This is a genomic window from Candidatus Protofrankia datiscae (assembly GCF_000177615.2).
GTDB classification, from domain to species: domain Bacteria; phylum Actinomycetota; class Actinomycetes; order Frankiales; family Frankiaceae; genus Protofrankia; species Protofrankia coriariae.
This window is the reverse complement of sequence record NC_015656.1, coordinates 4,971,299-4,989,077: the sequence shown is the minus strand read 5'-3', so window position 1 is coordinate 4,989,077 and position 17,779 is coordinate 4,971,299. Positions and strand designations below refer to the sequence as shown.

General features: G+C 71.1%; 13 protein-coding genes and 2 pseudogenes. 8 read left to right on the top strand and 7 right to left on the bottom strand.

Going from position 1 to position 17,779, the window contains the following annotated elements; translation table 11 throughout:
• The first annotated feature begins 307 nt into the window (after nt 1–307).
• The 4 genes and pseudogenes from FSYMDG_RS21010 to FSYMDG_RS20995 all read left to right on the top strand — a co-directional run bounded on the left by FSYMDG_RS21010 (nt 308) and on the right by FSYMDG_RS20995 (nt 4,112).
• Nucleotides 308–1,153 carry a (Fe-S)-binding protein gene (locus tag FSYMDG_RS21010; protein WP_083828384.1) on the top strand — a complete coding sequence of 282 codons (846 nt, stop codon included), beginning with the start codon at nt 308–310 and terminating at the stop codon, nt 1,151–1,153.
• Nucleotides 1,150–2,720 (top strand): annotated as a pseudogene (locus FSYMDG_RS29855) (lactate utilization protein B). Before FSYMDG_RS21010 ends, FSYMDG_RS29855 begins: the two are co-directional and overlap by 4 nt.
• Entirely contained in the window at nt 2,707–3,498 is a 792-nt protein-coding gene (locus tag FSYMDG_RS21000; RefSeq protein ID WP_013875393.1) for a LutC/YkgG family protein, read from the top strand. The pseudogene FSYMDG_RS29855 and the gene FSYMDG_RS21000 overlap by 14 nt, the downstream one beginning before the upstream one ends.
• 299 nt (nt 3,499–3,797) lie before the next feature.
• Nucleotides 3,798–4,112 carry an SHOCT domain-containing protein gene (locus tag FSYMDG_RS20995; protein ID WP_013875392.1) on the top strand — a complete coding sequence of 105 codons (315 nt, stop codon included), beginning with the start codon at nt 3,798–3,800 and terminating at the stop codon, nt 4,110–4,112.
• 182 nt (nt 4,113–4,294) lie between these two features.
• Here the strand turns inward: FSYMDG_RS20995 and FSYMDG_RS20990 are convergent, their stop codons facing one another.
• From FSYMDG_RS20990 to FSYMDG_RS20980, 3 genes are all read right to left on the bottom strand, one after another.
• Nucleotides 4,295–5,098, bottom strand: a complete 804-nt coding sequence (locus FSYMDG_RS20990; RefSeq protein ID WP_202797645.1) for a hypothetical protein — start codon at nt 5,096–5,098, stop codon at nt 4,295–4,297.
• Between the two features lie 348 nt (nt 5,099–5,446).
• Entirely contained in the window at nt 5,447–6,013 is a 567-nt protein-coding gene (locus FSYMDG_RS20985) for a hypothetical protein (protein WP_013875390.1), read from the bottom strand.
• A gap of 214 nt (nt 6,014–6,227) precedes the next feature.
• The gene (locus FSYMDG_RS20980) at nt 6,228–7,148 is read right to left on the bottom strand and encodes an NADP-dependent oxidoreductase (RefSeq protein WP_013875389.1); all 921 of its coding nucleotides are present in this window, start codon (nt 7,146–7,148) and stop codon (nt 6,228–6,230) included.
• Nucleotides 7,149–7,854: 706 nt separating this feature from the next.
• Between FSYMDG_RS20980 and FSYMDG_RS20975 the strand changes: the two genes are divergently transcribed.
• Complete coding sequence (locus FSYMDG_RS20975) at nt 7,855–8,724, top strand: HalD/BesD family halogenase (protein ID WP_013875388.1); 870 nt, start codon at nt 7,855–7,857, stop codon at nt 8,722–8,724.
• Between the two features lie 1,162 nt (nt 8,725–9,886).
• Nucleotides 9,887–11,695: a choline/carnitine O-acyltransferase gene (locus FSYMDG_RS20970; RefSeq protein ID WP_043607302.1), complete on the top strand. Its 1,809-nt coding sequence runs from the start codon at nt 9,887–9,889 to the stop codon at nt 11,693–11,695.
• An 82-nt stretch (nt 11,696–11,777) separates the two neighbouring features.
• On the opposite strand, the gene FSYMDG_RS20965 is transcribed toward FSYMDG_RS20970, so the two are convergent.
• From FSYMDG_RS20965 to FSYMDG_RS20955, 3 genes are all read right to left on the bottom strand, one after another.
• On the bottom strand, nt 11,778–13,985 hold the full coding sequence (locus FSYMDG_RS20965) for a biotin/lipoyl-binding protein (RefSeq protein WP_013875386.1): 2,208 nt from the start codon (nt 13,983–13,985) through the stop codon (nt 11,778–11,780).
• 159 nt (nt 13,986–14,144) lie between these two features.
• Nucleotides 14,145–15,377, bottom strand: coding sequence for an ABC transporter permease (locus tag FSYMDG_RS20960; protein WP_013875384.1), 1,233 nt, complete (start codon nt 15,375–15,377; stop codon nt 14,145–14,147).
• Nucleotides 15,374–16,273, bottom strand: coding sequence for an ABC transporter ATP-binding protein (locus FSYMDG_RS20955; RefSeq protein WP_013875383.1), 900 nt, complete (start codon nt 16,271–16,273; stop codon nt 15,374–15,376). The genes FSYMDG_RS20960 and FSYMDG_RS20955 overlap by 4 nt, the downstream gene beginning before the upstream one ends.
• A 425-nt stretch (nt 16,274–16,698) precedes the next feature.
• On the opposite strand from FSYMDG_RS20955, the gene FSYMDG_RS26940 reads away from it, so the two are divergent.
• A complete protein-coding gene (locus FSYMDG_RS26940; RefSeq protein WP_013875382.1) occupies nt 16,699–16,890 on the top strand; it encodes a hypothetical protein in 192 nt (63 codons plus the stop codon).
• 171 nt (nt 16,891–17,061) lie between these two features.
• Complete coding sequence (locus tag FSYMDG_RS28930; protein WP_013875381.1) at nt 17,062–17,376, top strand: hypothetical protein; 315 nt, start codon at nt 17,062–17,064, stop codon at nt 17,374–17,376.
• Here the strand turns inward: FSYMDG_RS28930 and FSYMDG_RS30195 are convergent.
• Nucleotides 17,280–17,570 (bottom strand): annotated as a pseudogene (locus tag FSYMDG_RS30195) (efflux RND transporter periplasmic adaptor subunit); the annotation flags it as partial. The gene FSYMDG_RS28930 and the pseudogene FSYMDG_RS30195 sit on opposite strands and share 97 nt — an antisense overlap.
• Nucleotides 17,571–17,779 lie beyond the last annotated feature (209 nt).

Here is a 17,779-nt window from a genome sequence, read left to right as displayed (position 1 = left end):
ACTGTCTGTTACAGATTGGACGCCTGTCAGGCGGCGTGGGCCAGGGCCGCGGGTGCCCGGTCACGAGGGAGCGGGCCAGCCGACGACACGGGCTGTGGAGATGCGGGCCGTGGGTCGCGGGCGGGGATCGGGCCGTGGGGCAGCGAGACGGCCCGTGCGGATGGGCCAGCGCGCAGGGGAGCGGGGCTCCGCCTAACCGTTGACCGCCGCAGCCTGACACGGATGGGCCAGCGCGCGGGAGCGGGGGTGGGATAACGGAGGGCGGTATGACAGGGCGGGACGAGGGCTCGGGATGAGGGGTGGCGCCGTGAAGGCCGCGCTGTTCGTGACCTGTTTCAACGACACGGCCTTTCCCGGGACGGGGAAGGCCACCGTCGAGCTGCTGAGGCGGCTCGGGGTCGAGGTGGACTTCCCCCCGGCGCAGACCTGCTGCGGGCAGATGCACGTCAACACCGGTTACCGGGACGAGGCCGTGCCGTTGGTGCGTGGCTTTGTCGAGGCGTTCGAGGGATACGACGCGGTGGTCACCCCGTCGGCGTCGTGTGCCGGCACGATCCGTCACCTGCATGCCAGGCTGGCCGCCGAACGGGGTGACGCGGCGCTGCGGGACGCGGTGGCCCGCACGGCACCACGGGTGTACGAGCTGGCGGAGTTCCTCGTCGACGTGCTCGGGGTCGTCGACGTCGGCGCGTACTTCCCGCACCGGGTGGCCTACCATCCGACCTGCCACTCGCTGCGGGCGCTCGGGCTTGGCGACCGGCCCCAACAGCTGCTGCGCGCGGTGCGTGGGCTCACCCTCGTCGACCTGCCGGCGGCCGAGGAGTGCTGCGGGTTCGGCGGCACATTCTCGATCAAGAACGCCGACGTGTCGGTGGCGATGGGTGCGGACAAGGCACGCCATGTCCGCCAGACCGGGGCGGAGGTGCTGGTGGCCGCGGACAACTCCTGTCTCGCGCACATCGGCGGGCTGCTGTCCAGGTGGCGCTCTGGAGTGCGCGTCCTGCACCTGGCCGAGGTGCTTGCCGGGACCGGCGACGCACCTGTCGCACCCGCCGAACCAACCACGGCCGCCGCGTCCGCGGGGGCCGGGCGTGCCGGGCGGCCCGCGGTCTGGCAGCGGGGACGGGCCCGGGCGGGGGGACGGCCGGCATGACAGCGATCTTCCTGGGGACGCCGGCGTTCCCGCGGGCGGCGCGGCAGGCGCTGGCCGACACCCAGCTGCGCCGCAACCTCGCGCACGCCACCACGACGATCCGGGACAAGCGGGCCCGGGCCGTCGGCGAGCTCGACGACTGGGAGGCGCTGCGCCTGGCCGGAGCCGCGATCAAGGAGCGCACGTTACGGCATCTGGACGGCTATCTGGAGCAGTTCGAACGGGCGGTCACCGCGGCCGGCGGCCAGGTGCACTGGGCCGGTGACGCGGCCGAGGCCAACCGGATCGTGATCGACCTGGTCCGTGCCGCCGGCGTCGGGAGTGGCGCCGGCGGGCGCGCCACCGGTGCTGACGAGGTCGTCAAGGTGAAGTCGATGGTCACCGCCGAGATCGGCCTCAACGACGCGCTGGCCGCGGCCGGTATCACCGCGGTGGAGACCGACCTGGCCGAGCTGATCATTCAGTTGGCCGGTGACCGGCCCAGCCACATCCTGGCCCCGGCGATCCACCTCAACCGGGCGGAGATCCGGGAGATCTTCCTGCGGGAGATGGCGGACGCGCCGGCCGGCCTGACCGACCAGCCGTGGGCGCTGGCCGCGGCGCGGCCCGCGCGCACCTGCGGCGCAGGTTCCTCACGGCGAAGGTGGGGATCTCCGGGGCGAACTTCGCGGTCGCCGACAGCGGCACCCTGGTGGTGGTCGAGTCAGAGGGCAACGGCCGGATGTGCCTGACCCTGCCGGAAACCGTGATCAGCGTCGTCGGTATCGAGAAGGTGGTGCCGACCTGGTCCGACCTGGAGGTGTTCCTCCAGTTGCTGCCCCGGTCGTCGACCGGGGAGCGGATGAACCCGTACACCACGATGTGGACCGGAGTCACCAGGGGTGACGGCCCGCGCGCCGTCCACGTGGTGCTGCTCGACAACGGGCGCAGCCGCGCGCTGGCCGACCCGGTCGGTCGGCAGGCACTGCGCTGCATCCGCTGCTCGGCCTGCCTGAACTCCTGCCCGGTGTACGAACGGACCGGCGGCCACGCCTACGGATCGGTCTATCCGGGCCCGATCGGCGCCATCCTCACCCCGCTGCTGAACGGGGTGGACGCCGGGCCGGTGGAGAAGGCGCTGCCGTATGCGTCGTCGCTGTGCGGCCGCTGCTTCGAGGTCTGCCCGGTGCGTATCGACATTCCCGAGGTGCTGGTGCACCTGCGCGGCCAGGTCGTCGACGCCGCGCGCACCCGCCCGCGGCCGACGGCGGAGGCGGTCGGGATGCGCGCGGCGGCCTGGGCGCTGGCCCGGCCCGACCGGCTGGCCGCCGTCCAGCGCGGCGTCGGCGCGGTGCGGCGGCTGCTCGGCGGCCGACAGACCGTCGGTCCGGTGCCGCTGCCCGGCCCGGTGGCGGCGTGGAGCCGGGCGCGCGACGTCCCGCTGCCGCCCCCGGAATCCTTCCGTGCCTGGTGGGCGCGTACCCGCGGCGGGAACACGGCTCCGGCAGGGGATGCGCCTGCGACGGATAGCGACCCCACGGCGGGGGAGGCTCCCGCGCTGGAAGGTGGCCGTGATGAGCGCGCGTGAACAGATGTTGCGCCGGATCCGGGCGGCGCTCGCCGACGTGCCCGCGGCCGAGCGGCCCGAGGACGTCCCGGTTCCCCGCGACTATGCCCGCCCGCGCGCGGCCAGCGCGCCTGACACCGCCAGCGCGCCTGACACCGCCAGCGTGGCTGACACGGCCGATACGGCCGATACGGCCGGCGCGCGGCGGCGGTCGGCGGCGACCGTGGAGCTGTTCCACGAACGGGTCGCCGACTACCGGGCCGTTGTGGACCGGGTGCGTCCGGACGGCCTGACCGCCGCGATCGTGAAGGCGCTCACCGGCGCGCGCCGGGTCGCGGTTCCCGCCGGGCTGCCCGCGGACTGGCTCGCCGCGGCGGATCGGGCGGTGGCGCGAGCAGGCGGGCAGGTGGTCCGGGACACCAGCGAGGCGCCGCTGTCCGTGCCCGATCTGGACGCCGTCGACGCGGTGCTCACCGGAGCCGCGGTGGGGGTGGCAGAGACCGGCACGATCGTGCTCGACGGTGGCCCGGCCTGCGGGCGCCGCGCGCTGACGCTGGTCCCCGACGTGCACGTCTGCGTCATACCGGCCGGGGACGTCGTGGACGGCGTACCCGCCGCGGTCGCCCGTGTGCGCCCGGACCGGCCGCTGACCTGGATCTCCGGCCCGTCCGCGACCAGCGACATCGAGCTGGAACGGGTCGAGGGCGTGCACGGGCCGCGCACCCTGCACGTGATCGTCATCGACGAGGCTCCCGACGCCATCGGCAGCTCCGGAGCCCCGGCGGAGTCCACGCCATGACCCGATCTGCCCATGGCCGACGCTGTGCGTGATTGTTCCGCACGGCGGGTTCGGCGCCTACCTGATCCGGCTCCGTTCGCGGGACGTTCGGCCGGGCCGGTGGACCCCGTCGGACCTGTTGGCCTGTGACCTTTGGTGGGCGAAAACCGTGCCCGTGGAGGGTATGCCCTCACTGGTCGACGCCGGACTGGCTGACGCTGGGGTGGACGTCGGAAACCTCACTCGGCCGGGACGGCGCGGCCACGGTGCCTGCGTGCCACCCAAGGCCGCGGGAGGACACCGGCAGGGAGATGATGACGATGTGGTGGCATGGTGACGGCCTCGGCGGCTGGGGGATCGCACTGATGACGATCAGCATGGTCGCTTTCTGGGCGCTGGTCATAGTGGCGGTGGTCGCCGTGATCCGCTATCTCGGCCGTCCCTCGCAGCAGCCGCCCATGCCGCCCGCGCCGCCCTACCCGTCGGCACCCGAACAGGTGCTCGCGGACCGGTTCGCCCGCGGCGAGATCGACGAGGAGGAGTACCGCCGCCGTATCGAGGTCCTGCGCCATTCGGGGCAGGACGCCGGCCAGGCCCTGGATCCACCGGCTTCCGGCCCGGCCGCCCGGTCCTGACCGGAGCGCGGTTTCCCCGATCGGATAGTTCCTGCGCGGGACGGTGGGCGTCGCACGGCGCAGGCGTGCGACACCGCTGGCCCCGTCGGATGGTCATGCTGCCTGGGTGATGACCCGACCGGGAGATCCGGGAAGCGCCGGTTGGTAGCCTCCGCCGCTTCCCGGCTCCGGCCGGATGACGGTCAGCCGACGGGCAGGGTCACCGCGGCCGTGTGCAGCACGTCGGCGGTCTGGAACTGTACGAACAGCCGCCAGTTGCCGGCGCGCGGCAGGCTCGCCTCGAACGGCAGGGCCGGGCCGCCATCCTTTCCGCCCGGGGTCGTGCCTGTCGGATGCAGGTGGGCGAAGGCAAGGTCGCCCTCGTGGAAGGCGGTCAGGTGCGCGTAGGTGTCCAGGTAGAGCTGCAGGTCGGTGACGGGCCTGCCTCCCGCGGACACGGTGATCGTCAGGGTGCCCGCAGCCTTGGCCGTCGGTCCGCTGGCCAGGGTCAGGGTGTAGCCGTCGACCGTGGTCGTGGTCGACGCGGGCGGCAGCGGGGTGTCGGCGGAGCTGCCGGCGACGGTGACCGGCTGGCTGAGGACCGTCGGGACGTCCGCACCTGAGGCGTCCGTGGTGATGAACGAGGCGTATACCCGGTACGCGCCCGGCCGGACGGGCTGGAGCGGCGCCGTCCAGGTACCGTCGCCTTCCACGTCCGGGTGCACGTGCTGGAAGCCGGTGAGGTCCGACCGGATCAGGTACAGGTGCATCGGCCTGGTCTGGTCCAGCTTGAACGCGGTGACAGGTGTGCCGTCCCCGTTGGCCGTCCCGGTGCCGTGGGTCTCCGGCGGCGACAGGCGAGAAGCATGATCGTGCTGTCCCGGGCCCGCCAGGATCCGGAACCGGAACGAAGTCGGCTGGTTGGCCGGCAGCGTCGACGCGGCCGGGACGAACCGCAGCCCGGATGCCTCGGCGGCCAGACCGTCCCCGGCCGGCAGGCCCCCCATACCCGGCATCTCGGCATGGCCGGGCATCCCTCCGGACGCCGGCATCCCACCGTGCCCAGGCATCGCAGAATGGCCCGGCATCGCGGGAGACTCCATCGGGTGCGCCGTCCCCGGCCCGGTCGTGGCGGAGCCCCCGCAGCCGGCCGCCGCCAGCCCGACCACGACTGTGACCCCGACCAGCACGCGCGCACAACGCGGGCGGACGGTGGATGGATACGGAACGCGGGCACGCGAACGCAACAATGTCAGCATTGAGATCAGAAATCTTTCCGGACGGCGCGTGGTACACGCGCGGATGAACAGCAACGTCAGACCAGCCGGAGCCTTGCTCCGATCAGCGGCGTTGCGTCACGTCCGGGATATGCACAGCCTGGTCAGCAGCCCTGAACCGGCCGGTGGCGGGGCACGGCGCCGTCGGCCACCGCTGTCGGCGCCGGCGCCCCGTTCCCCGATGGGCCACGTCCCCGCGATCACAGCGATGCCGAGCAGGAGCGCCAGCAGACCGAGCAGGCCGCCCGGCCCCGTCCGGGGCGGCAGTGACACGCACAGGGCGCCGTGCCCACCGGCACTGTTGGTGATTATGAATGGTGGTGGCGACGTGGACGTCCCGTGGCCGGCCGCCAGGGCGTGTACCGGCAGGGACGACGACGCGGATGCCTCATGATCGATTATTGGGGCCGCCGCGGGCGGGTGCCGTACCGGCGGAGCCTCGTGGCCGGTGCCCAGGCCGTGGGGCGTCGTCGTCGACCCCGCTGGGCGGGCACCGCCGGGGCATCCCAGCCCCACCGCCATACCGTGCATGACGAACAGCCCAGCCAGCGCGGTACACGCCAGCATCAGGCGGTACACCGCCGACATACGACGGGGCGGTACCAGGCGGGCCGCCGCCCGCGTCGGTACCGCCCCACCGGCCATCGCAGTCTCTCTCCCGCTGGAACCAACGACTGCCCACCATGGTAGACAGCCGGGTACGGGGTAGACGGCCTGCTGTTGACGCGGCATCCACAGCCTGCTCCTGCCAGTGGGGTATCTGGGAGCGGCCCTGACGGGTGGGTTCCGGCGGGGCTGAGGCCGCCGTCCGACAGCGGCCCGGTCCGCTCGGAAGCGTTTCCGCTGGCAGGCGCGTTCGTCAGGACGGCAGTAGCACGATCTTGCCGCCGAGGTGGCCGGTCTGGCTGGCGTCGAGGGCGGCGGCTGCCTCGGTCAGCGGATACGTACGCCAGATCGGCAGCCGCAGACGGCCATCCTCGATCAGGGCGAGGATGTCCCGGATCGCCCTTATGGTGTCCTGCCCGCCACCGCCGAGGTGGAAGCGGACCCCGTGGTCGGCGGCGTCGAACGCGGCGATGGTGAGCACCCGTTCGGGCCCGCCGGCCAGCTCGATCGAGACGGGCAGCTCACCGCGGCCCGACGCGTCGAGCACGGCGTCCACGCCCTGGGGAGCGGCCGCGCGGACCCGGTCGGCCAGGCCATCACCATAGGTGACCGGGATGGCGCCGATCGAACGCAGCAGCTCGTGGTTGGACTCGCTGGCGGTACCGATCACCCGCATGCCACGGGCGACGGCCAGTTGCACGGCGAAGACGCCGACGCCACCCGCGGCAGCGTGGATCAACAGCGTCTCGCCCGCGGTGACACCGAGCAGATCGAGCACCTTCCACGCGGTGCCGCCGGCACCGGCAAGGCTGCCGGCGACCTCCCACGGCACCTCGGCCGGCCTGGTTACCAGCTCCGCCGGGTCGGCAAGCGCGAACTGGGCGTAGGAGGGGGTTGAGGACGAGCCGAGCACCTCGTCGCCGACCGCGAAGGCGGTCACGCCGTCGCCGACCTGGTCGACGACACCGGCGACGTCGCTGCCCAGGCCCGCCGGCAGGTCCAGCCTGATCAGCTCCTGCAGGGCGCCCTGGAGGATCTTCCAGTCGACAGGGTTCACACTCACCGCCCGCACCGCGATCCGCACCTGGCCCGGACCGGCGACCGGGGCCGGGGCGTCGACGATGCGCAGCACGTCGCTGGTGCCGTACTCGGAGAACTGCGCTGCAATGGGCATCTGCTCGGCTCACAATCTGCTGACGGTCACAACGAGTGGTCATTCGCCCGGCCGGGGATGGTCCCACCGTCCAGACAGCGGACCGATTCGTCCTGACTTGTAACGCTGTTGATCGTAATTTGTAACATTTCCGTGCCGCGGCTTCCGTGTCCGGGCCTGGTCGTGCCCGGTACCGCTCGACCAGGCGATCCTGGGCCGGCCGCACGGACGGAGTCGCCAACGTCCATCTGACGGTCACCCGACTGGCTGGTAATCACCCGACAATCGACCCCCACTCACTCGGGGCTCACTCTTTAATCACCCGGTGTGACTATCGGCTGTGGCTGTCGACGGAGTCAAAATGAATATCGAGGGTGACGGCGGGGAAGATCTGAACCGATCGTGATCGACAGGCGTTTTCGAGGGTGGTGTCGCGTGTCACAGACGACTTCATGGCAATGAATCGAGGGCAACGATGTGCTAAGAGTCGAAAAGACTGTGCGATCATGTTTGTTTCGTGTCGATGTCCGGCTCCTCGGGTGCTCCTGGCATGCCCGGGGTGGGCGAGAAGACGCTGCGGACGTGACCTGTTCGCGGGGGAGGGATAGGCCTTGACAGCGTGTGGATCGGGCAACTGTCGGCGGATGGACGTCGGTCGTGGGGATCGTCTGGATGGTTGTACTGTCCCGTCTCGCCATGATGATCATAATCGGCGGAGGAGAACTTCATGATCGCATCGGAGGCTCGGCTGATCGAGCAGGTGGTCAGCGCGACCTGCTATCCCCTGACGGAGCCGGGTGGCGCCGACTGGGAGTACGTGGTTTCTCGTACCCGGCAGGAGTTACACACCCACGGCTGCAGTATACTGCACAACTTCATCCAGCCCGCCCGGCGTGAAGAAATACGACTGGAATGTGCCGCGGTCGCTCCCCGGGCATATTATGACGTCGAGACCGTCAATGCCTACAACATAGCCACCGACGCGGATCTGCCGGCGGACCATCCTGGTCGGCTGCCGATGCGGCGTGGTAACGCCTTCGTAGCGCGAGATCGTATCCCCGACGATTTTGTCATTCATCGGCTCTACACCAGTGAACTGTTCCAGAATTTTATTGCCAGTTGTTTCGAGCTGCCCCGGGTCCACGAGCTCGCGGATCCCCTGGCTGGGCTGTGTCTCAACGTCGTCACCCCGGGCATGGAACATCCATGGCACTTCGACACGAACGAGTTCGCGGTGAGCCTGCTCACGCAGGAGCCAGCGGACGGCGGGGCATTCGAGTACTGCCCGGGTATCAGGTCCACGACGACGGAGAACTTTGCCGACGTACAGGCTGTGCTGGCCGGCCGCGGTGGGCACCTGATCCGTCGGGCGTCCCTGCGCCCCGGGGATCTGCAGCTGTTCAGGGGCCGTTATTCGATGCACCGGGTGAGCGCCGTGCGAGGTGGCACCGCGCGCCACTCGGCGATTTTCTCGTACAGTGAACGCCCTGGGGTGGTCGGCAGCGTGGAACGGACGAGGCAGCTTTTCGGCCGGGTGCTGCCCGAGCATCTGGCGGCCGCTGGACACGCCGTGCGGGTCGACCAACTGTTGGATTAGGCCGTTTCCAGCGGACGCCGGTCGGAGCGGGTGACGTCCCGCTCCGACCGGGAATCCGCCGCCGGAAACGGCCTGGGGGGGGCGATCGGCGGCCCGGGCCCGGCGCCGGTCAGTTGCCTGTTCCGTGATCCAAGGAGGAACCCAACCCGTGCGTTTTGATGCCACTGGAAAAGTTTCGCTCGATCACATCTACACGCAGCCCGACCCGTACGCCTATTTCGACACGTTGCGCAAGCTCGACTACGACATCCCGCAGCTGGCGAAACCGTATTTCGTCAAAATCATCGAGGCGTACCGGGAGGCACAGGGAAAATCAGGTGCCAACGTCCTGGACATCGGTTGTTCCTACGGTATCAACGCGGCTCTGCTGAAATGTGACGCAAGTATGGCGGAACTGTACGGACGGTACTGCGACCGGGACGTCGACACACCGGACCGTGACACGCTGCTGGCCCGTGACCAGGAGCTGGTCCGGTCGCGGGCCGACCCGCGCCGGATCCGGTTCGTGGGCCTGGACACCTCGCGGCCCGCCCTCTCGTACGCGCTCGCGGCCGGTTTCATCGACGACGCGGTGCACGCCGATCTGGAGGAGAACGACCCCACCCAGCGACAGCGCCGGCAGTTGGCCGGTACGGACCTGGTCATCTCGACCGGCTGCATCGGCTACGTCACCCACCGGACCCTCATGCGGGTGGTCCACGCGAACGACGAGCGCCGGCCGTGGATGGCGCATTTCGTCCTACGGATGTTCCCGTTCGAGCCCGTCGAGGAGAGCCTGGACGGACTGGGATACGAGACTGCTCATTTCGAGCACATGTTCCGGCAACGGCGCTTCGCCTCCCCCCAGGAGCAGTCGCTCGTGCTAGACACCCTCTACAACGTCGGCGTGGATCCGAGCGGTCTGGAAGCCGACGGCTGGCTCTACGCGCAGCTCTACGTCTCCCGGCCGCGCGGCACGAAGGATTGCGTGGTCATCGACCTCGCAACCAGCAATGGATCATCAACCGGCAAGGAATCGTCCAAATCCCCACAACCACCGAGGTCGAGGATCACATTGACCGTCAACCAGGAACTGAGCGTGGCCCAGAGACTGTCCGCCCCCGCCCCTGTCGCAGTCCCTGGCAATCAGGAGCCGCCCACCCCCACCCCTGCCGAGCAGGAACTGTCCGCCCGCACCTTCGGCAATGAGGACCAGCTGCCACGGGTGCCGCTGCCCACGCTGGAGGAGAGCTCCGAGAGATTCCTCGAGTGGGCGGCACCGCTGCTGACCGCGGACGAACTGGCTCGGACCGAGGCGGCGGTGGCCGCGTTCCGGCGGCCGGACGGCCCCGGCCAGCGGCTCCACCAGGCACTGGTGGAATATGACGCCACCGAGGGCGTGCACAGCTGGCTCGACACGTTCTGGCCGTCCCGGTATCTGGGCCGCCGCGACCGCATCGCGCTCAACGCGAACTTCTTCTTCCTGTTCAAGAAGTCGCCGCTGCGACAGATCGAACGGGCCGCCGGCCTTGTCGCCGCGGCCGTCAACTACAAGCTGCAGCTCGACGACGAACGCATCCCACCGGCCGTCCAGCGGGGACGGCCGCTGTCGATGGAGCAGAACAAGTTCCTGTTCTCCACGACGCGGATACCCGGGGCCGTGCAGGACACCGTCCGCGTACCGTACAGCGAACAATGGCCGGGCCCGTCCCAGGCGCGTCACATCGCGGTGTTCTTCCGCGGGAACATCTTCCGTCTGGACGTGCTGGGCCCCGACGGCCGGCCGTACACCTTAGACGATCTTGCGGCGGGCCTGGAGGCGATCAGGAAGGCCGGTGCGACCCCGGCCGCGCCGGACACCGCCGTCGGACATCTGACCACCAAGGCCCGGGCGGAGTGGGCGGCCAGCCGGCAGACGCTGACTGCCCACCACCCCGGCAACGCCGCCGCGCTCGACGAGCTGGAAACCGCGCTGTTCCTCCTGGACCTGGAGGACATCACGCCCACGGACACCCAGGAGGCGTGCGACCAGCTGTTGTACGGCAACAGCGGTAACCGGTGGTTCGACAAGGCCGTCTCCCTGATCGTCTTCGAGGACGGCACCGCGGGTATCAACATCGAGCACTGCGGTCTGGACGGAACCACGATTCTCAGCTTCGTCGACACGCTGCTGGGTTCCTCACCCGAGGAACACTCGGCGCAGTCGGGGGCCGTCCCTCAGGGCCTGCCGGACATCAGACCCATCGAGTTCGTGCTGGACAGCGACCTGCGGGCCAACATACAGGCCGCCGGCGAGGCGTTCGCGGCGTATGGCGCCGCCACCGCCACGACCATCCTGTCGTTCGACGACTTCGGCGGAAACCGGGCCAAGCAGCTGCGGGTGTCACCGGACGCGTTCGTGCAGCTGGCGTACCAGCTCGCGCACAAGCGGGCCAAAGGGCTGACAGGCGCCACCTACGAGTCGATCGCCACTCGGCAGTACCGGCACGGGCGCACCGAGGCGATGCGCGTCGTCACACCCGAGGTGCTGCGCTTCGTGGCCACGCTGGACGATCCGACGGCGGACGCGGCGACCCGCCGGGCGGCGTTCCGGGCAGCCGCCGAGAAACACGTGGCACAGGCGAAGCAGTGCCAGTCGGGGCAGGCGCCCGAACAGCACCTGTGGGAGCTGCAGCTCATCCAGAAACGGCGCGGTGAGGAGCTGGGGGTGACCGAACCGCTCGACCTGTACGACAGCCCGGGCTGGGTGAAGCTGCGGGACGACTACCTGAGCACCAGCTCCGCGCCCTCGGTCAACATCGAGTACTTCGGTTTCGGCTCGACCAGCAGCCAGTGCATCGGCATCGCCTACGTGCTGCTGCCCGACCGCTTCAACCTCTACCTGAGCACACCGCGCGCGGTGGCCGACGGGCTGTACACCTTCGTCGACCGACTCCGTGAAGCGGTCTACGAACTCCAGGACCTCCTCGCCACCGAAACCCCCGTGGCCTGACCTGTCCCTTCGTCCCCGAACATTCGCAACTGTTTCTCCTGTTTCTCCGCCGAGGTGGCGGCTGGACGGGGTGGGTGAGCCGTCACCCGTTCCGTCTGCCGCCTCCTCCGTTGACGACGAAGCCGCCGCTACCGGCGCCACCGCCGGTGAGGCCGCCGGTGAGGCCGCCGCCGGCTGGTCCGAGGCCGGCGCCGCCGAGGCCGCGCGGGGTGGTGTTGCCGGTGGGCAGGGGGGCGTTCAGGTCCGCGAGGACGACCTGGTCGCCTTCGGACAGGCCGGACGTCACCTGGGTGAAGGCCGTGCCGACCGCGCCCACCCGCACCGGCACGCTGGTCGCCCTGCCGTCGCGCAGGACGGACACGACGTACCGGTTGCCGATCCGCAGCACCGCCGATGTCGGCACGGCGAGTGCGTCCGTCGCGCTGGCGGTGACGATGGCCACGGCCGCGCCCGAGCCGGCGAACAGCTTCCCGCCGTCGTCGTTCAGGCCGATGGTCACCGGATAGGCCGCCCCGGACGACGATCCCGACGACCCGGCCGAGGCCGTCCCGCCGGACGCGGTGGACGCCGCCGGGAGCAGGCCGACCGCCACCACGGTGCCGGTCAGTGGGGAGCTGGTCCCGTCGGGGGTGATCCTGGCCCTGGCGCCGATCTTCACGGCGGCCAGGTCGCTGTCGCTGACGGTCGTCGTCACCTGCATGGCGTCCGGGTTCAGCACGACGATCGTGGCTGTGCTCGACCCGGCGCTGACGGACTGGCCGGGGGCGATGTTGACGGCGGCCACCAGACCGCTGATCGGGCTGATCAGCCGTGCCTGGTCCAGGCTCTGCTGGGCCACCAGGAGCACGGCGTCGGCAGCGTCGACCGCGGCCTGGTCGGCGGCGATCTGAGCGGCGGACGCCGGTGCGCGTGAGCCGCCCGTTCCCGCGCCGCCCGTCCCTGAGCCGCCCCCGCCCGCGGCACCACCCGCACCCGTGCCACTCGCCGCGGACCGGCCTGTCGCGCCGCCCCCGGCTGCCGTGCCGCCGAGCGTGTTCTGGTCGCCGTGGGTAGTTGTCCCCCCGCTCTGGCCCGTGCCGCCGGTCGCTGTCCCGGCTCCGGTCGGTCCGGACGACGGTCGGTCCGCACCCGCACCCGCTTCGGTGCCCGGCGCTGTTCCTGAGCTTGCTCCTGCTCCTGGGGCTGCTCCTGTGCCTGGGCTCGCGCCTGCGTCCGGTTGCGGCCCGGGGGACTGCTGCCCGCCCTGGGCCTGGGCCTGGGCCAGCAGCTGTGCGACCGCGGCGTCGAGGGCCGCTATGTCCGCCGCGACCGCGCGCAGCCGCTCGTTGAGCGCCTCCTGCTCGGCGAGGACCTGCTGGAGCAGCGCCGCACAGTCCGTACCGTCGGGCGCCGCGCTGCTGGTCGCCGGCGTCGTGGCCGCCGCGGCGACCGGTGACGACAGGGATGCCGGGGCCACGGTGCCCGAGCCCGAGATCCCGCCGCCGGGCGTGACGCCGGATGCTGCCGAGCCCGAGGTGGCACCCCCGCTCTGGTGCTCTTCGCCCTGGTGCAGGCCGTCCAGGAACGACTGGCACACCGACTGCTCGTGGGCGAGATCGGCCTTGATCTGGGACAGGATCGTGTCGGCGGCGTGCTGGTCGGCCAGCAACCGCTGTTGGTACTGCCTGACGAGCTCCTCGGCCGAGCCCGCCGCCCCGGTCGTCCCCGTGCCGTCGGCGGTTCCGGCCGGCGCCGTGCCACCCGCGTCCCCTGTTGCCGTTACCTGGCCCACATCCTGGACGCCGGCTCGGCCCGAGGCGACGAACAGCGCCGCGCTGACCCCGCCGATCCCAGCCGATGCCGATGCGGGCGCGGCGGTGGACGCACTGGTGGACGCCGAGGCCGTGCCGGCCGTGGTCTGGCTGGTCTGGTCGGCGGCGAGCCTCGCCTGCGCCGAAGCGAGGGCGGACCGGGCGTTGTCGACCGCCGCGGCCAGGGTGGACGTGTCGAGCTCGGCCAGCACGTCACCTGTTGTCACGTGCTGGCCCACCGTCACGGCAACCCTGGTCACCCGTCCGCTGACGGGGAAACTCACCGCTGCCTGGCTGACGGCTGTCACGGCGCCGGTGGAGTTCAGTGTCGCCTCGACACTGCGATGGGTGACCGCGGCGGTCCGGTAGGACGGCCCGCCCGAGGCGGCCGTGGCGGCGAGAACTCCGCCGCCGGCCCCGCCGGCGACGACGATGACAGCGATCACCGTCGCCCGGCGGCGCAGCCGCTGCCGCCGGCCGCGTGAGTTCCGGTCAGCCACGGGTGCTCTCCCCGGTGCGGGTGGGCTCCCGGACAAAGACCGACGCGGGCACGAGCGGTTCGGGCACGATCGGTTCTGGCAGGTTCGGTTCGGGCACGGTGGGCTCGTTTTTCTGATCGTGGCCCCGGAGGCGGGACAGGGCCGGGCGGCGGCGGGTCGTCATTCGCTGCGCAACGCGTCGATGGGGGCCAGCCTGGCCGCCCTGCTGGCCGGGTAGACGCCGAATCCGACGCCGATCCCCATCGCGACGACGATCGCGCCGACGGTCGCGGGGAGCGAGACGTCGATCCGTTGGGAGATCAGGTGGGGGAGCAGCGCGTCCCCCAGCAGCCCGAGGGCGGCGCCGGCGAGCCCGCCAGTCAGGCCGAGGATGGACGCCTCCACCAGGAACTGGCGTCTGATCACCCGGGGTGGCGCGCCCAGCGCTTTGCGCAGGCCGATCTCTCGGATGCGTTCGGTGACGGAAACCAGCATGATGTTCATCACGCCGATGCCGCCGACCAGCAGTGAGATCGCGGCGATCCCGCCGAGCAGCACGGTGAGTGTCCGGTCCACCGAGGTGGCGGCGGCCAGGATGGACTGTTGGCTGGCGATGGTGAAGTCGGCGGCGGCGGGCGTGCTGACGCGGTGCAGCGCCAGCAGTGTGTTGGTGGCCTCCTGGTGGGCGGCCGACAACGTCTGCGACGACGACGCCTCCAGGTAGATGTTCTGCACGGAGCCGCGGGCCGCCCCGCCGAACACCCGGTTCGCCGCGGTGCTGATCGGCAGGATCGCCTGGTCGTCCTCGTTGGCCGTGGCGGACGAGCCGGCTGCCGCGAGCGTCCCGACCACCTGCATGGGGACTCCGGAGACCGCCACGGTCGCGCCGACCGGGTCACGGCCGCCGAACAGCTGCTCGGCGGTGCTGGCGGCGAGCACGACGACCGCGGCCTGGGCGGTGATGTCCTGGCTGGTCAGGAAGCGGCCAGACGCGATCTTGCGAGCCCGGACCGACAGCCAGTCGGGCGTCGTCCCGACGACCGTGGTGGTCCAGTTCGACGTGCCGGCCGTCAGCGACAGGCTGCGCTGGCTGGCCGGCGCGACCGCGGCGATGTCCGGAGCGACGTCCTTCGAGGCCAGGGCCTCGGCGTCGTGCACGGTCAGGGTCGAGGCCGAGCCGAAGCCGCCGCGGACGCCGTCGCTGCTGGTGGCGCTGCCCGGGGTGACCACGAGCAGGTTGCTGCCCAGGGAGTTGATCTGGTCGCGGACCTGGTTCTGGGTGCCCTGGCCGAGGCCCACCGTGAGGATGACCGCGGCGATGCCGATGAGAATCCCGAGGACGGTCAGGGCCGAACGGGACCGGTGCGTACGTACCGCCTCGATGCCGATGCGCAGTGTCTCCAGCCAGCTCATGGGCGGATCACCCAGGTGAGCCGGGCCAGGTCGCCATGGGCTGCCTTCCCGTGCCTGTGCTCGGGCCCGAGCACAGGCACGGGAACGGGGCCCGGGCCGGCGACGGCTCCGAACCCGGCGCTGGCGCCGAATCCGACGTCCCCGGGCCCGTCGGCGTCGTCACTCGGATGATCAGAGCTGGTGTCGTACTGGATGCCGCCGTCCCGGATGCGCACCACCCGGCCGGCGGTGGCGGCGACCTCGGGCTCGTGGGTGATGAGCACGATCGTGCGGCCGGACGCGTGTAACTCGCCGAGCAGGTCGAGCACGTCCTGGGTGGACGCGCTGTCGAGGTTGCCGGTCGGTTCGTCGGCGAGGATGAGCGCGGGGTCGGTGACCAGCGCCCGGGCGACGGCGACCCGCTGCTGCTGGCCGCCGGAGAGCTCGTTCGGGCGGTGGGCGATCCGGTCCCCCAAGCCCACCTTCTCCAGCGCCTCGATCGCCCGGACGCGACGCTGCGCCCGTCCCGTCCCGGCGTAGCACAACGGCAGCTCCACGTTGCGCCACGCGGACAGGGTGGGAAGCAGGTTGAACTGCTGGAAGACGAAGCCGATCCGCCGGTTGCGGATCTCGGCGAGAGCGTCCTCGGACATCCGGGCGACGTCCTCGCCAGCAAGGCGATAGTGGCCCGCGGTGGGTATGTCGAGGCAGCCGAGGATGTTCATCAGGGTCGACTTCCCCGACCCGGACGGGCCCATGATCGCTATGTACTCTCCCTCGGAGATGCGCAGGTCGACGCCGCGCAGCGCGTCGACCTCGATGGCGCCGGTCCGGTAGGTCTTGCGAACACCGTCGAGTTCGATGACGGGTGGCGAGCCGGCCGGCGGCTCGGCGAGGAGTGATCCGCTCTCGGCCACGGCTCAGCCCGCCCCGCCGCCGCGGACGCCTCCGCCGAACCCGGCACCGGCACCGGCACCGCCGAACCCGGCACCACCGAACCCGGGACCGCCACCGGCACCGGCCGCCGCCGAAGCCGCCGGAACGGCCGTTCGGGACTTCCCCGCCACCACCGGAGCGTCCGGCGGAGGCCGTCTCGGGCAGCAGCACCATGTCGCCGGCCGCCAGCCCCTCGGTGATCTGCGTGACGCCACCGGAACTCGCGCCGACCGTCACCGTCCGGGACACCTGCCGGCCCTCGACCAGCTGGTACACCTGCGCCTGGGCGCCGCTGTAGTGCAGGGCCGCGGTCGGCACGGTCAGGACGTCGGTGAGCTGCTGGACGATGATCTGAACCTGGGCGCTGGCTCCGAGGTGCAGCCCCGCCGGGGTCCCGGTGACATCGATGGTGACCGGGTACATCGCGACTCCCGAAGCAGTCCCTGAGGTCGTCCCCGAGCTCTGGGCCGGCAGCAGACCGACGGTGGCGACCGTTCCGGACAGCGTCGTGGTGGCACCGTTCGGGGTGATGACCGCCTGGTCGCCCTTCTTGACCTCGCCGATCTGGGTGTCGTCGACGTTCGCCGCGATCGTGTAGCCGTCCGAGCCGACCACCACCACCTGCGCGGACGAGGCCGACGCCGCACTGGTCGAGGCGGAGCTCGTCGAGCTCCCACCGCCGCCTCCGCTCCCGCCGCCCGTCCCGCCGGAGGCGGCCGTTCCGCTGCCGGAGACCTGCTGGCCGACCGTCAGGTTGACGGTCGCGACCGTGCCAGCGATCGGTGAGGTCAGCGTCGCCTGGGACAGTGACTGCTGTGCCGCGGCCAGCGCGTTGCGCGCGGCGGTGACTGCCTGGTTGTCGGCGTTCACCTGTGCGTCGGACGCCCCGGCGCTGCGGTCCGCGGACAGTTTGGACTCGCTGGTGGCCACGGTGGCCTCGGCCTGCGCGACCGAGGCCGCCAGCGCCGCCGAGTCGATCGTGGCCAGCACCTGTCCGGTCATGACCTGCTGGCCGACGGTGACCGAAACACCGGTGACCCGGCCGGAGACACCGAAGGTCAGGTTGGCCTGGTGGGCGGCCTGAATGACCCCGGTGGCCGAAACCGTCTGCCGGATCGTCCCGGGGCCCGCCGCCACCAGCCGCGGGCCGCTGCCGTCGGCGGACGAGGAAACCGCCAGGCCGATCGTTATGGAACCCGCCACGATCACAATGGCAGCCACCGCCGCAAGGGCAAGTGTCCTGTGTCCGATCCGTAGGCGCGTACGCCGCACCTGCATCCACTCCTCCGAAAGCCCCGGTGGACGGGGCGGGCCCGCTTGCGTGTCCGGCCGGCCGAAGAGCACACGATCACAGGTTTTTCGCGTGCCCGGACGACCTGCCGGAGACACCGGAACAAACACGGCCGGTGCTGATCGCGAGTGGTTCCCGACCGGGATCAACGCGCCTCAGCCTCGCGGAGAAGCCTTGGTATTTGCTGAGGGAATCC